Here is a 14,899-nt window from a genome sequence, read left to right as displayed (position 1 = left end):
AATAAAATTGAAACTCAATCAAGCTTAAATAAAAAAGATCTAAATTTTATAAAAAGTTTGAATCTACTTGACAAAGACGAAACTATCTACAAATTTTATAGTGAAAACACCAAAGAAACAGCTGGTAACTTTTTCACTAATAAAAGAGTTGCCTCTTACTGGATTGATAAACGAAAAATGGAAAGAAATGAAGTAGTTTTTGCATTTTATAATGATATTATAAAAATTGACACAGTAAATTATGCAGGTGTAACTTATTGTCCTTATGCGCTTATTACAAAAAAGGACAAAAGTACATTTAAAGTTAGTGTTGATGGAAAAAAAACAGAAGTAAAATCTTTTTTTGAAGATTTGCTTTTCCAATGGAAAAAGAACTCAAAAAATATTTAAAATCTATTTCTGCTTGTAATTTTTCTCTCGTTTTTAAACAATTGTAATTTGTGTTAGTTATCAAACAAAATCTTTCTTCTCTCTTAATAAAATTGTGGCGTTGTTTTTGAATAAGTAGTACTTTTGAAACTTAAATAAAACCCCATAATGAAAAAGATTTTACTATTAGCCGTTACGTTTTCGCTTACTTCTTGCGCACAGGTACAACAGACTTTAAATCAATTGCCTCAAATATCTTCTCAGCTTCCGGGAGTTGGAGGAGTTGATATTGCTTCTGGTTTAAAAGAAGCGTTAAACAAAGGAATTACAGAACAAGTAAGCAAATTAACCGCAGTAGATGGATTTTACAAGAATGAAGCTGTAAAAATTTTAATGCCAGAAGAGCTTCAAAAAGTAGATGCAACCCTTCGTAAAGTTGGATTAAGCTCTCTTGCAGATGAAGGAATCAAAATGATGAATCGCGCTGCAGAAGATGCTGTAAAAGAAGCAACCCCGATCTTTGTTTCTGCTGTAAAAAACATGTCATTTACTGATGCTAAGAACATTCTTTTAGGAAATGATAGTGCAGCAACAACTTATTTGCAAGGCAGTACAACAACTGCATTATATGCCAAATTTAATCCCGTAATTAAAAGCTCTTTCGAAAAAGTAGGCGCAGATGCCGTTTGGAAAAACATCATAACGAAATACAACACTATTCCGCTAGTAAAAAAAGTAAATCCAGATTTAACTGATTATACAACCAATCAAGCTTTATCTGGTGTTTTTAAAATGATTGCCGTAGAAGAAAAGGAAATTAGAAATAATATCTCTGCAAGAACAACGCCTTTATTAAAAAGTGTTTTTGCTCTTCAGGACGGAAAATAATTTTTTTAAGGCTCAAAGAAATAGAGCTAAAGGTTCAAAGTTTTTTACTAATGAATCTTGTATAATTAACTGAAAAATCAAAAACAAAACGACCAAAATGCAAAAAATAACGATACTTATTCACTGCAAAGACCAAAAAGGAATTATTGCTGCAGTGACTACTTTTATTGCTAAGGTAGAAGGAAACATTACTTACATTGACCAGCATGTCGATGTAGAGCAAAATGTATTTTTCATGCGTTTAGAATGTGAATTTACCAATCAGAGCAGTAATATTGACCACATAAAAGAAAAATTCAGCAAGACTATTGCTGCCGATTTCAATATGTCTTGGGATTTGTACAATCAGGAACAAAAACCTAAAATGGCTTTGTTTGTTTCTAAATATGATCATTGTTTATTTGACATTTTAGGCCGTTACAGCGCAGATGAATTAGGAGTCGAAATTCCTATGATAATAAGCAATCATAATGATTTACGTTCAATTGCAGAACGTTTTGATATTCCGTTTCACTATGTTCCTTTTACAAAAGACAATAAAGAAGAAGGTGAAGCTAGACAGATAGAACTTTTAAAAAGATATCAAATCAATTTTATCGTTTTGGCGCGTTACATGCAGATTGTTACTCCAAAAGTGATTTCGCTTTACGAAAATAAAATTATTAATATCCACCATTCGTTCTTACCTGCTTTTCCAGGTGCAAAACCTTATCACTCGGCTTTTAAACGCGGTGTAAAAATTATTGGTGCAACAAGCCACTACGTAACAGAAGAATTGGATGAAGGTCCGATTATCGAGCAAGATATCGCAAGAGTTTCTCATATTCACTCTGTAGAAGATTTTATCATGAAAGGTCGTGATTTGGAACGCATTGTTTTAGCAAGAGCTATTAAATTGCATGCCGAAAGAAAAACTATGGTTTATAGCAATAAAACTGTTGTTTTTTCTTAAGGTTCAAAATTACTAAGAACTCTAAGATTTTCTAATCTTTGAATATAATTTAACCCGATAGGTTTTAAATCCTGTCGGGTTATTTTTTTTTCACAATCTTTCCATATTAGGAGTTTCAGCATCTAAACACTTAAAAACGTTATCAGGATAGCAAAATGGCCTTTGTCAAATTTCTAAATAAAACTGAGAATTAGTAAATTTTGATAAATTGAGATTATTTAGCACTGCAGAAAGCTCAAAACGACGATCTAAAAAATCTTAACGTATGCTCAACAAAGTAATAACAAAACCTTAACAGCATAAGATTGATATATGTCGGACATTTGTAGTGTAATAAACTGGTTATTTATTATTTTGGTTTTGGTTAGTTAAATGATGCCGGCTTCTTCGAGATGCCGGCATTCTTTTTTTATCATCATTTGGTTTCATGTTTTGGGTTTTCTTAATTTCAAGTTTACCTTATTTTCTTCTTGGTTTACTTACCAAAAGCGTACATTTTCTGTATTGCAAACTTTTTCAAAATATACATTAACTTATTTTCAACAAAGTAATAACAAGACCTTAACAGCATAAGGTTTATTTATTTCGGACATTTGTAGTGTAATAAACTGGTTATTTATTATTTTGGTTTTGGTTAGTTAAATAATGCCGGCGTCTTCGAGATACCGGCATTTTTTATTTCAAGCTTTTTGTTGCTTACTGCTTTACTTTGAACTTATTTTAACCGCAAAGAGCGCAAGGTCTTTTGCAAGGTTTTTAAATAAAACGCAAAGTTCGCAAAGCAATAAAAAAAGCTTTGCGAACTTTGCGTATAACTTAGCATAGTTTGCGTTTAAGTTTCTAAAAACCTGAAACAAACAAAAACTAATTCTTTAATCTTTCGTGAAGTAATTTAAAATATTGAAATGCTTTTAACAATCTACTGCCATGCCAGGAAAACATTTCGCCATCGACAAAAATGGTTTTGGCATGATGCGTAAATCTTCCAATTTCAAAAGCATCTTCTTCTTTAAAAGGATAAGGTTCTGAAGAAAGAAAAACAATATCAGGATCGCCTTCAATACGCATTTTCTTTAATTCAATTTCGGGATAACGTCCTTTGTCTTCGTAAATATTTTTAAAATGATTCAGTTTAAGCAGTTCATTTATATAGGTATCCTTTCCTGCAACCATATATGGATTTTTCCAAATAAAATAAGCCGCTTTCTTTTCTTTTATATTCTGAATATAATTTTTGAAATCGCTCAAGGCGAAAGCCAACTTATCGTTCCATTTTTGCGCTTCGGTTCTACAGTTGAATAATTGTCCGAAATCTGAAATCATCTGGAAATTATCTTCAATAGAAACGATATTTGTTACCCAAACTGGGCAGATTGCCCTTAACTGCTCTACAATTTCTTGCGTGTTTTCTTCTTTATTGCAAATAATAATATCTGGCTCAAGAATCTTGATTTTCTCGAAATGAATTTTCTTAGTACCGCCAACAGTCTTTTTGGTAGATTTAAAATGAAACGGATGAACGCAGAACTTAGTTATTCCGATAATTTTTTCTTCCAAACCTAAATCATATAATAATTCGGTTTGAGAAGGTACAAGCGAAATAATACGTTTTGGAGCAGTTTCAAAAGAATGTAAAGTACCTAGCTGGTCTTTTATTTGCTTCATAATTGTTGATGTGTGTGTGTGTGTGTGTTTTAACGCAAAGTGCGCTAAGTTTTTTCGCAAAGTGCACAAAGAAATTATCTGTAATCTTGTAAAAAGTCTTTTAAGTTCTCAAAGAAAAATTTAAGTATTGCTTTATCTATGCTTTGAGAACTTAAAAAAACTTTAATTCAAAAAGATAAAACTTTGCGAAAACCTTTGTGCACTTTGCGTTAAAACTATGTTCAAAGCTAACTTTAAACCTAAGACTTAGAATCAATAATCTCAGCCATTTCCTGCTGTACTTTCAAAGCTTCTTCTCTAGCCTTCTCTGCAAAATCGGTTCCTTTTGAAGCGTAGATGATAGCTCTTGCCGAATTTACCAAAAGTCCCACTTTATCATTCATTCCATATTTGCATACTTCAGATAAACTTCCGCCTTGAGCGCCAATTCCGGGAACCAATAAGAAACTGTCTGGAACAATTTTTCTAATTTCTGCAAAATATTCTGCTTTTGTTGCACCAACAACATACATTAAATTTTCGCTGTTTTTCCAAGTTTTAGAAGTCTCTAGAACTTTTTTGTACAATTCTTTTCCACCAGTATCTAAAGTCTGAAAATCGAAAGCGCCCTCGTTAGAAGTTAAAGCCAACATAATAGTATGTTTATTTTCGAATGCTAGAAAAGGCTCAACAGAATCCTTGCCCATATATGGAGCAACCGTTACACTATCAAAATTTAGATCTTCAAAAAAAGCTTTTGCATACATGCTAGAAGTATTTCCTATATCTCCGCGTTTTGCATCTGCAATCGTAAAAATATCAGGATAATTTTCGTTGATATAATTGATTGTTTTTTGCAAAGACATCCAGCCTTTTATTCCATATGCTTCAAAAAAAGCTGTATTTGGTTTGTATCCCACGGTTAAATCGTGAGTTGCATCGATTATAGCTTTATTAAACTCAAAAATAGGATCTTCTGTTTCTAATAAATGCTGCGGTATTTTTGTCAAATCAGGATCTAAGCCAACGCATAAAAATGATTTTTTTTGAAGAATTTGTTCGTGTAGTTGTTGTGTTGTCATATTGTATTTTGCTAGTGCGGCAAAATTACAAATTATAATTGTGAATTGTAAATGGTTAATTGCAAATGGCCGAAATGGCGTCAAAGAGTAAATTATTTAATTGTTCGGTTTCCTAACTATTTAACTAATGCATTGAATTTCTGCAATATCTATACAAAATTGTGTAATAAAAAGGTTGAATTTGAAAGTAACTTTGAAATAAACCCTTTAAAAAGACAGTTATGAACCCAAATATCGGAATTACACCAAAGAACCTAAAAAAGAGTGCCTCTATACTGGCTACGATTTTGTCTAATGAAATGACATTGTACGTAAAAACAAGAAAATTTCACTGGAATATTTCTGGAAATAGTTTTATGGAACTGCATAAATTGTTTGAAGAGCAATATCGCGTGCTTGAGGCTAATATTGATGAAGTTGCAGAACGCATTAATCAGTTGGGAGAAAAAACGATTGGAACAATGAAAGAGTTTATAGATAACTCTACCTTAAAAGAATCTCCAAAAGAATATGCTTCGCAAAAAAATATGCTGTCTGAACTTTTAGAAAACCATGAACAATTGGTTACAGAATTTAGAGGCTATATTCCGATTTTTGAGAGTGAAAATAATGATATAGGTTCTGCCGATTTTGTGACAGGATTACTGCAAGAACACGAAAAAATGGCTTGGATTCTGAGACGATATCAGGAATAACAGGCATAAAAAATGAAAATTATGCAACAGTCCAAAAAATAAATGTAACAAAATGTTGTTTGAGAAGTTGCAATTTTACAATACAATAAATGACAAAAAAGAGATACCATGAATACTACAGAAATAAAAGGAAACTGGAATGAGCTGAAAGGTAAACTGAAACAAAAGTTTGCAACTCTAACAGATGATGATTTGATGTTTGCTGAAGGAAAAGAAGACGAAATGTACGGAAGACTTCAGAAAAAACTGGGAAAAACAAAAGAGGAATTTCATCAAATCCTGTCAGAATTGTAAATCCTTACAACTCAATCAGGGAAATACCGTCTAGTAAAAATATTAGGCGGTATTTTTTTGAAAAATTTATTTTAAAATCACATTTTCATGTAATTCTATGCTATTTAAAAGCAAAAACACCAAATAAAATAAGTATCTTTAACCAAATTTCTATAAAATGAAACTATTTATAAAGTTCGATATCAATACCATTTGCTCTCTTTATTTAAAACAAAACTTAGAAGAAAACAATATAAATTTTACAACTCTAGGATTTGGAGAAATTGAGATTGAAGACAATCTTGATGCCGAAGCATTGGAGAAATTAAAAACTAAATTGGCTCCTTGCGGTTTTGAAGTAGTTGAAAATCAAAAAAGTGTACTTGTCCAAAAAATAAAAGATGCGATTATTGAGCTTGTATTTATGGATGATAGCAATAATTACAAAAGTTCTGTGTTTTTGGCAGAGAAGCTAAACCACAGCTACGGATATTTATCTAATGTTTTCTCAGAAGTAACATACTCTTCTATAGAAAATTTTATTATTTTACAGAAAATTGAAAGAGCAAAACAGCTAATCATTATCAATGAAATGAGTTTGACTGAAATTGCTTTTTTACTAAATTATTCTAGTGTTGCGCATTTGAGTACACAGTTTAAAAATACAACTGGTATTACTCCATCTGCTTTTCAGAGAATTATTAAGAAACGAAGAGAAAATTTAAAATAAAACCCAAATACCACAATCAAAATGCAAAAAAACGCATTACACATTTTATTGGCCGATGATGATGAAGATGACCGTCTTTTCTTTAAAGATGCATTTGAAGAAATAAAAATACAGACAAATGTAAATTTTGTCCACGACGGAATGCAGTTAATGGATCATTTAATGAATACAGACAATAAACTTCCTGATATTTTGTTTCTAGATTTAAACATGCCTAAAAAAACAGGTAAAGAGTGTTTAATTGAAATTAAAAAAACGGACCACTTAAAAGATATAATTATTGCCATTTACTCTACTTCTTCGTCTGAAGAAGATATTGAAGACACATTTATTCAAGGCGCTAATATTTACATCAAAAAGCCTAGCGATTTCAATACGCTGAAAAAAATAATTAATGAAGTCGTAACTGTAAACTGGCACTATCATACCTCTGGGTTAAACCGTGATAATTTCTTGCTGCGACTAAAATAGAGCATACCAATGAAATGGATACCAAATTTTAATTCTTCAAACTCTTTGAGAGTTATTTTTGTAATCGCAGTTTTCATTCTGTTATTTCTTTCTTCAATTGCTTACAAACATAATCAAGACTTGAACGAATCGAGTAAATTGGTTATGCATACCTACGAAATCAACATACAGCTCGAACGCTTAATGTCGGCTATAAAAGATGCAGAAACGGGCCAGCGAGGATATATTATCACTCGCAATGCCCGTTTTCTAACTCCTTACATTTACTCGAGAGATAAGGTAAATACTTCTTTTATTACCTTAAAAAAACTAACTGCTGATAATGAGCCGCAACAGGAAAATCTTCAAAAGCTTTTCAAACTCATTACCCAACGCTTTGTTTCTTTTGAGAACTGTTTAAAATACAGCGATCCAAAAACATACGACAAAAGAAAACTCGACAATCACATGTTTGGCGGAAGGATCTTAATGGAAAACATTCGCTTTAAGGTCGACGAAATGAACGATATTGAAAAAACATATCTCAAAAAAAGGCTTAAAATTTACGATGCCGAAATCTCATTAAGTCCGCTTTTTTCTATTTCACTGTTCTTGGTTGCTTTAAGCTTCATTTTATTATCTTACAGACAAATTAGCCGCGATTTTGAGCGCTTGAAAGTATTCAATAAAAAGCTTTTAATCTCAAGCGGATTAATTTCTGAATCTGAAAATATCGGTAAATTCAGCACTTGGCAATGGGATTTGGATTCTGATAAAATAGATTTCTCAGACAATCAGTTTCGATTATTAGGCCTTGAGCCAAAATCTTTTGCTCCCAATAAAGCAACACTTTTAAAATACGTGCATCCAGATGATAAAGAATCTGTTGCAAAGGCAATTGACGGAATTATAGAAAAGAAACATCTTCCGTTTGTATACTACAAAATTGTACGTCCCGATTTTGAAGTTCGTTATTTTAAAACTACGGGCAAACTCGTAACCGACCAACAAGGAAGCAAAATTTTACTTGGAATTAATTTTGATATTACAGACGAACATCTTCTTAATATTGAACTTCAGGAAAGAAATAAAGAGTTGGAGAAAAGTAACAAAGAGTTGGCTTCATTTAATCATGTGGCAAGTCACGATTTGCAGGAACCACTGAGAAAAATACAAACTTTTATTTCGAGAGTTTCTGATGCCGATAAAAAAGTCATGTCTGAAAGCGGCAAAAATTACATCACTAAAATTGAAAGTTCAGCAAAAAGAATGCGTGTTTTAATAGACGATCTTCTTTTGTTTTCGAGAACGAATACCACGAAAAAAGAGTTCATCAAAACAAGCCTTAATGACCTTTTAAGCAATGCAGAATCTGAATTGGCAGAAATAATCGAAGAAAAGAAAGCAGTGATTAAGGTTTCAAAACTTCCAAAACTTTCTGTAATTCCATATCAGATCGAGCAGCTATTTATTAACTTAATTGGAAATTCATTAAAATACAGTAAGCCTGATATTGAACCAGAGATATCAATTTCTAGCGAAAAAGTAAATTCTTCCGAGTATCCAGAAATATTAGAACAGTCTATAAAGAAATTTCATAAAATTACTTTTACAGATAACGGAATGGGATTTGATCCTCAGTTTAAAGAAACTATTTTTATTCTTTTTCAGCGTCTTCATTCTAAAACAGACTATCCAGGAACCGGAATCGGATTGGCAATCTGCAAGAAGATTGTAGAAAATCACAAAGGCCATATTACAGCCGATAGCACTTTAGGCAAAGGCTCTGTATTTACCGTATTCCTGCCCGATTAAAATTTTATTTTAATTTGTAAGAAAAAAAATCGCTACATTATACTAAGAGCAAAAAAAGAAATTATAGATTTTTCTATAATTTCTTTTTTTTTACACCAAACTTAAACTTCACAAACCTTTGATTTTAAAAGGATAAAACCCAAAAATAATTCTGTTATGGGAATTATATAACGATTCATTTTTATGCTGTAAAGGAAAATCTTTCATTCGTTAGCATCTTTGTAATGTAATACTTTAGGAACTAATAATGAAAGCAATTTCCCCATTAAAAGCTACTTATCTTAAAGTCTTTTTCTTATTTGTATTAGTGGTCTGCATCACGTCATGCAGAAAAATTAATCCGATTGAAAATACTTTGAAAAATCAAGCTTTTGCAAAAAATGACAGAGAAGAAACGGAAGTCTTCTTTTTTATTTCAGCGGCGAATATTAGCAAATCTATTATTTCAAAAAGTCAAATTGCACAACAAAAAAGTTCAGATGTAATTGTTCAGGAATTAAGCAAAAGAATAGAAATTGAAGAGAATCAGTTGCTACAAGAAGTAACCAAAATGGCCACATCTAAGCTCATTGTCATTACTGAAATAAACGCCATGCACAAACGAGACCTGTACAACCTCATTGATGCTAGCAACAAAGATTTTAACAGCATCTATCTCGACGCCACAACAGAAGCTTTATGTGATCAAATTGAATTACTTGAAAAGATTTCTAAGGAAACAAATGATAAACAAATTTTGGAACTGGTTCTCCGTTTTTTGCCCGAACAATACAAACTCTTACGAGAGACTGAAAGAATAAAAAAACAAAATGAATAAACGCCTATTATCTATCTATTAACTAAATTTTTTACTATGAAATTACAAGCCAATTTTTTATGCGCCTTAACACTTTTTTTATCAGCTTCGTTTGGAATGCTGCACGCTCAGGACAATAATGTAAATACCGAATTTGGTGTAAAAGGAGGATTCAACATGTCTAATCTTTACGGCAGCGGAGATGATGTAGATGACAACAATGTTTTATACGGATTTAATGCCGGAGTTTATGCTACACTTCCTATTTCAGATTTTGTAGCAATTCAGCCAGAACTTTTGTTTACCACAAAAGGGGCAAAATTAGAATACAACAACGCTCTTGCAAGTGGGGATGCAAAATTTAGACTTAATTATATCGAGCTTCCGCTTTTAGTGCGAGTTAATGTGACAAAAAACTTTAACATTCACGCCGGTGGTTACGCTTCTTATCTAGTAAGCTCTAAAGTAAGCGGAAACGGAAGTATTGATTTTGACCAAGATATTGACACAGATGATCTTGCCAAATTTGACGCAGGTATTTCTGCTGGTGTTGGAGTAGATTTTAACCCAATTAGCGTAGGATTACGTTACAATTACGGTTTAACCACTGTAGGTAAAGAAAGAACGGTTGCAGGAACAACATATACATTTCCTGACGCAAAAAACAGCAACTTGACTTTATATCTTTCTTATAAGTTAAATTAAAAGAATTGATTATTAACCATTAAAATAAAAAACCATGTCAAATTTATTATATACAATCGCAGTGATTCTGGTGATACTTTGGGCTCTTGGGTTCTTTGTTTACAGTTTCGGAAGCATTATTCATATTCTTCTTGTAATTGCCATTATTGCCGTATTGCTTCGACTAATTAAAGGTCGAGAAGTATAAAATCACACTTTTTATTAAATCAACAAATTATTAAATATTAATCCATTAAAATTAATTTATTATGAAAACTAGTAGCACAATTTTAGGAATTTTAGGAGCCGCAGCGGCGGGAGCATTCATAGGTGTTTTATTTGCACCAGACAAAGGGTCAAACACAAGAAAAAAAATCAAAGATAAATCAAAAGATTACGGTGATAATCTAAAAACAAAATTTGATGGTATTGTAAACACAATCACTTCAAACGGTAAAGAAATTATCGAAGAAGGAAAATCTAAACTTAACCAAGTTAAAGAAGATTACAATACGCTGAAAGACGACGTTAAAACAGTAAAATCAAACTATTAATCGAGATATTAATTAGTGAAATTTTCAAACCATAAAACCCTATATCATGGAACCAAATGCAACAACAAACGAGGACTTAAATCTTTATGAAAAAGCTGAAAACTATGCTAAAACAAGTTTAGAATTACTAAAACTGAAAACAGTATGTTCAGTTGCTGACGGTGCTTCATCATTGGCTTCAAAGATAGCGATTGGTATTGTTGTTGCATTTTTTACTTTGTTTCTAAATATTGGCATTAGTTTATGGATTGGAAAAGAACTTGGAGAGTACTACTATGGCTTTTTTATCATGGCATTATTTTATCTTATTGTAGTGATTGTGGTTGTGAAATCGCATCATAAATTGATAAAAACTCCTATTGGTAATACGATCATTTCAAGTATACTGAAAGAAACCAATAAATGATTTAATTATTAATAAACATAAAAAGACTATGGAGGCTATTTACAATATTGATCAGTTAAATCAAAAAATTGAGGAATTAGAAATTCGCCAAGATAAAGAATGGTGCGATATAAAAGACGAAATCGACGAGATTAAGAACAATTTAAAACCTATTAATCTAATTAGAAATACAGTGGAGGAAATTAACGAAACTGTTGGTTTTAAAAGTCATATTGCTCAGTCGGCAATTAGTATCGGAATTGGTTATCTGGCAAAAAGATTTATTGTCGGCAAAGGCGATTCGATGTTCAAAGGTGTTTTGGGCTCAATCGTTCAGCTTATCGTAACAAATCTGGTTTCGAAACCTCATCATGAATCTTCCGAAGAAGAAGAATCATCACAATACGAACCGTCTAGAGAGTAATTTGTTTAACTTAATTTTAATTATTATGGAAAAGTTTAGCGAAATAATGATAAAAAACGGTGTATACGTTTACTCGAATCTATATAAATGTTTTGAATACACAAGGATATTTCTAGGTGTCTAATTCCATCATACGTTTTTGGGGAAACAAGTGATGGAAAAGGACCTTAATTATATATTTAAGGTGCTAAGTTGCTAAGATTCTAAGGTTCTAAGTTTTATACTTCGATTTTTTTAATCTTGCTTACTAATCTTAAAAATAAAAAAACCGCAACTACAAAGTAGTTGCGGTTTTTTTTATGTCTTTAATTTCAGAAACTTAGAAACTTAGAAACTCAGAATCTTAGAATCTTAGCATCTCACAAACTCTACCTATAATCCTGATAAATCGGTAATTTCAAACCTGCGTAAATGTTACAGCCTTTTGAAGTGTTTGAAAACAGATTGGTAAATAGAGTTCCAGAACCAATAAATAATGGACCTGCTCTAAAACCAGCTCCTATTTGCGTTCCGCTGTATTGCATATACGTTACAGGAACATAAAAGCTAAATTGTCTTGTTTCGTATCTTGGCGAAAAAGTTACCGAATTGGCAATTGCAGTTCCGTTTACTTTTTTGGCATCTACTAAACTGAAATCCCCACTTAAATTCAAATAAAATCTTTGATTGATATTCCAATCAAAATTGGTGTGCAAAGCCGTTGGTAAATTTGCTTTCACTCCTTTTCTAGAAGATATTTTAGTATAGTTAGCGTCAAAAAATTCAAAAATATCATCTGCATCCTCAATATCTTGCTGCGTTACTCTTCCTGTTATATTATAAGTATTCTCTACAATATTTTTATAGTTTAGTTTTCCAATATCGGTTATAGAAGCTGCTGCTTTAAACTTATATCGGTTTCCTGCGCAAGAATGACAATTTGTACGATATTCATAAGTAAAACCTAAATCTACTCCTACTCCTGCCGATCCCATATCAAACTTTGGATCATTTCCGTTGGCATAATCATAACTCGCCGCTGTTTTTATTGTTCCTGTCGAATAATATTCGCTCAACGAAGGATTTGCTTCATTTTTAGTAAAAGCTACGTTCAAATCATTTCCGTTAATATAACCGTTTACGCCCGCCATTAAGTATTTTAAAGTAATTCCGCCTTTTACAAAATGATCATCACGATCGAACAAAACCGTCGCATAACTCGCTCCAATTTCAGCCCAAGAATTCGAAACACCATTCGGATTTCCGCCTGCAATTAAAAAATTATCAGAAGCATTTACATCTTTATTAACCTCATCAATAAGCTGTCCGTTTATGCCAACTAGATTTGTAACACTACGCACACGCGTAAAAAGTGCAACGCTATGCAAAGGCGTAATATTAAACATAACAGACGGCCCCATAATATCAGCATTAAAATTCCCCCTATTATTCGATTTGAAATTCCTGCTCGCTTGAGTATCCAGATCGTAACCGCCGTCTAATATATTGGCAAAATTAACTCCGTATAAATCATTTTGCCCAGTTCCGCTTACAGATACAAACGTAACGTCGGCTTTATACTTCGAATCCACAATATTAGAAGGATTAAACAATGCCGACTGAATTCCAGCAAAATTATCATCTCTAAATCCGAAATACGATTGCGATCGCGCATAAAAAAAGCTTCCAAAGAAGCAAAATAGAAGTAAAGTTCTCTTCATAAATTAGATTGGTTTTGGTTGGTTTAGTATTCTTTTTGGGTATAAAAGCATGACAAATATGAGATAAAAAATTCAGCAAAAAAAGCTAGTTTTCTTTAGGTTCTAAGATGCTAAGATTCTAAGAAACTAAGTTTTACGCACTAGTCTTATAAATCTTACTTCGCAATATTCTTCTGTAGTATTGGTCTTAATTTATGACACTCTTTTTAAAGAAATAAAGCCTTAAAAATCTAAAATTCCGAACATTAAATTTTCATTAAAAAAGCGATGCTAATTTTTATCCATAAAAAAGCCGAACATTTGTTCGGCTTTTTTTTTATTCCTCTATGTATTCGTATGTCATTGAATCATCTTCACTTAACATCTTCGTTAGATAACCGTCCGGTGTATATTCAAACGTTCTATCCCAATAAACAGAATACTCTCCATTCATATCTGTGTAACCGCTATGTGTAAAATTCATGTACAAAAAAGGATTTAAAATCAACTCTTGCGAGATCAAAAAAGGTTTACGATCACTCTCGTAAATACTTACTTCTGTATCACGGAATGATTGTGCTGAATCTGTAACAACACTTGTCAATTTATTTTTTTCATATGTATAAGTTGTTATGTCAAAAAAACTTGTACCTGTACCTGTTTTGCCAGACGCTTTACTAAGTCTTCCCTGATTATCGTACTCATAGATATATATCCTAACTTGATTAGTACTCGAAACACTTGTAGCTTTAGTTATAAAATTGTTCTCATATTCATAACTTATTTTAGTATAATTTCCATTATCATTCGTAACAGTTTTTTCTATTAATCTCGAACCATCATATTTATAATCAGTAGTTAAAACCGAAGGCTTTAAAGTAACTTGATCTTTATAATTGCGAATTGACTTTATTAAAAGAGTATCTGCATAAGTGTATTCAACAACATAATCTAAATCGCTCACATTCTTTGATGTATAGATTACTTTCGAAACCAGTTTTGCAATTTTGTTTTGAGAAGATTCAGATATATCAAACTTATAAGAACCACCCGAAAAACTAATTACAACATTTGCAGCAGTTGAATCTGTTTTTGCTGAAATTGTACAAGTATACGCCACATTGTTGATTTGAAAACTATAAATAGTCTTTAATACCTCTTTAACAATATTAGTTACTTTGTATTCCACCGTACTATTATCAAAAATATTGGAGAACCCGATAGTTTGAGTTCTTGGATAGAAAATAACTGAAACAGGTTTTATAGTTTCAGTGCCAGAGCCTACTTCAGCAGTTTTTGATGTCTGTCCTGTAGATTTTGTGATTTTAGCTCCATAATAAGCCTTATATTTTGACTGCGTTGGTTTTACGTCAGCATAAACAACTTCTGGCTGCGAATTATCATCCTGCGAATCATTAGAACACGATGTTAGTCCTAAAGCAAGAACAAAAAGTAAAATTATTTTCTTCATATATTTTG

General features: G+C 31.8%; 18 protein-coding genes. 14 read left to right on the top strand and 4 right to left on the bottom strand.

Going from position 1 to position 14,899, the window contains the following annotated elements; all coding sequences use genetic code 11:
* Positions 1 to 57 precede the first annotated feature (57 nt).
* The 3 genes from JC605_RS14880 to purU all read left to right on the top strand — a co-directional run bounded on the left by JC605_RS14880 (position 58) and on the right by purU (position 2,209).
* Positions 58 to 390, top strand: coding sequence for a hypothetical protein (locus JC605_RS14880; RefSeq protein WP_198856948.1), 333 nt, complete (start codon positions 58 to 60; stop codon positions 388 to 390).
* A 147-nt stretch (positions 391 to 537) separates the two neighbouring features.
* Positions 538 to 1,257: a DUF4197 domain-containing protein gene (locus JC605_RS14875; RefSeq protein ID WP_198856947.1), complete on the top strand. Its 720-nt coding sequence runs from the start codon at positions 538 to 540 to the stop codon at positions 1,255 to 1,257.
* A gap of 97 nt (positions 1,258 to 1,354) precedes the next feature.
* Positions 1,355 to 2,209 carry a formyltetrahydrofolate deformylase gene (gene purU, locus JC605_RS14870; protein WP_198856946.1) on the top strand — a complete coding sequence of 285 codons (855 nt, stop codon included), beginning with the start codon at positions 1,355 to 1,357 and terminating at the stop codon, positions 2,207 to 2,209.
* A gap of 864 nt (positions 2,210 to 3,073) precedes the next feature.
* Here the strand turns inward: purU and JC605_RS14865 are convergent.
* Both JC605_RS14865 and pyrF read right to left on the bottom strand, forming a co-directional pair.
* Positions 3,074 to 3,874 (bottom strand): ABC transporter substrate-binding protein, encoded by an 801-nt coding sequence (locus tag JC605_RS14865; RefSeq protein ID WP_198856945.1) that lies wholly within the window; start codon positions 3,872 to 3,874, stop codon positions 3,074 to 3,076.
* A gap of 239 nt (positions 3,875 to 4,113) precedes the next feature.
* On the bottom strand, positions 4,114 to 4,935 hold the full coding sequence (gene pyrF, locus JC605_RS14860; protein ID WP_198856944.1) for an orotidine-5'-phosphate decarboxylase: 822 nt from the start codon (positions 4,933 to 4,935) through the stop codon (positions 4,114 to 4,116).
* Between the two features lie 221 nt (positions 4,936 to 5,156).
* Between pyrF and JC605_RS14855 the strand changes: the two genes are divergently transcribed.
* The 11 genes from JC605_RS14855 (at position 5,157) to JC605_RS14805 (ending at position 11,741) form a co-directional block, all read left to right on the top strand.
* The gene (locus JC605_RS14855) at positions 5,157 to 5,630 is read left to right on the top strand and encodes a Dps family protein (RefSeq protein WP_198856943.1); all 474 of its coding nucleotides are present in this window, start codon (positions 5,157 to 5,159) and stop codon (positions 5,628 to 5,630) included.
* Between the two features lie 108 nt (positions 5,631 to 5,738).
* Positions 5,739 to 5,924 (top strand): CsbD family protein, encoded by a 186-nt coding sequence (locus JC605_RS14850; RefSeq protein ID WP_198856942.1) that lies wholly within the window; start codon positions 5,739 to 5,741, stop codon positions 5,922 to 5,924.
* A gap of 157 nt (positions 5,925 to 6,081) precedes the next feature.
* Positions 6,082 to 6,633 (top strand): AraC family transcriptional regulator, encoded by a 552-nt coding sequence (locus JC605_RS14845; protein ID WP_198856941.1) that lies wholly within the window; start codon positions 6,082 to 6,084, stop codon positions 6,631 to 6,633.
* 21 nt (positions 6,634 to 6,654) lie between these two features.
* The gene (locus JC605_RS14840; RefSeq protein ID WP_198856940.1) at positions 6,655 to 7,104 is read left to right on the top strand and encodes a response regulator; all 450 of its coding nucleotides are present in this window, start codon (positions 6,655 to 6,657) and stop codon (positions 7,102 to 7,104) included.
* Positions 7,105 to 7,113: 9 nt separating this feature from the next.
* Entirely contained in the window at positions 7,114 to 8,898 is a 1,785-nt protein-coding gene (locus JC605_RS14835) for a CHASE3 domain-containing protein (protein WP_198856939.1), read from the top strand.
* 247 nt (positions 8,899 to 9,145) lie between these two features.
* Positions 9,146 to 9,715, top strand: coding sequence for a DUF4142 domain-containing protein (locus JC605_RS14830; RefSeq protein ID WP_198856938.1), 570 nt, complete (start codon positions 9,146 to 9,148; stop codon positions 9,713 to 9,715).
* A 36-nt stretch (positions 9,716 to 9,751) separates the two neighbouring features.
* Positions 9,752 to 10,399 (top strand): porin family protein, encoded by a 648-nt coding sequence (locus tag JC605_RS14825; RefSeq protein ID WP_198856937.1) that lies wholly within the window; start codon positions 9,752 to 9,754, stop codon positions 10,397 to 10,399.
* A gap of 34 nt (positions 10,400 to 10,433) precedes the next feature.
* Positions 10,434 to 10,586 carry a lmo0937 family membrane protein gene (locus tag JC605_RS14820; protein ID WP_111365189.1) on the top strand — a complete coding sequence of 51 codons (153 nt, stop codon included), beginning with the start codon at positions 10,434 to 10,436 and terminating at the stop codon, positions 10,584 to 10,586.
* Positions 10,587 to 10,647: 61 nt separating this feature from the next.
* On the top strand, positions 10,648 to 10,932 hold the full coding sequence (locus JC605_RS14815; RefSeq protein ID WP_198856936.1) for a YtxH domain-containing protein: 285 nt from the start codon (positions 10,648 to 10,650) through the stop codon (positions 10,930 to 10,932).
* A 46-nt stretch (positions 10,933 to 10,978) separates the two neighbouring features.
* Positions 10,979 to 11,338, top strand: coding sequence for a hypothetical protein (locus tag JC605_RS14810; RefSeq protein WP_198856935.1), 360 nt, complete (start codon positions 10,979 to 10,981; stop codon positions 11,336 to 11,338).
* A gap of 28 nt (positions 11,339 to 11,366) precedes the next feature.
* Positions 11,367 to 11,741, top strand: coding sequence for a hypothetical protein (locus JC605_RS14805; RefSeq protein ID WP_198856934.1), 375 nt, complete (start codon positions 11,367 to 11,369; stop codon positions 11,739 to 11,741).
* A gap of 368 nt (positions 11,742 to 12,109) precedes the next feature.
* Here the strand turns inward: JC605_RS14805 and JC605_RS14800 are convergent, their stop codons facing one another.
* The gene (locus JC605_RS14800) at positions 12,110 to 13,441 is read right to left on the bottom strand and encodes a DUF5723 family protein (protein ID WP_198856933.1); all 1,332 of its coding nucleotides are present in this window, start codon (positions 13,439 to 13,441) and stop codon (positions 12,110 to 12,112) included.
* Positions 13,442 to 13,757: 316 nt separating this feature from the next.
* Complete coding sequence (locus tag JC605_RS14795; RefSeq protein ID WP_198856932.1) at positions 13,758 to 14,891, bottom strand: lipoprotein; 1,134 nt, start codon at positions 14,889 to 14,891, stop codon at positions 13,758 to 13,760.
* Positions 14,892 to 14,899 lie beyond the last annotated feature (8 nt).

Origin of the sequence: Flavobacterium sp. IB48, from assembly GCF_016405855.1 — a bacterium.
In the GTDB taxonomy this organism is placed as follows: Bacteria; Bacteroidota; Bacteroidia; order Flavobacteriales; family Flavobacteriaceae; genus Flavobacterium; species Flavobacterium ginsengisoli.
This window is presented reverse-complemented; position numbering and strand designations above follow the sequence as displayed.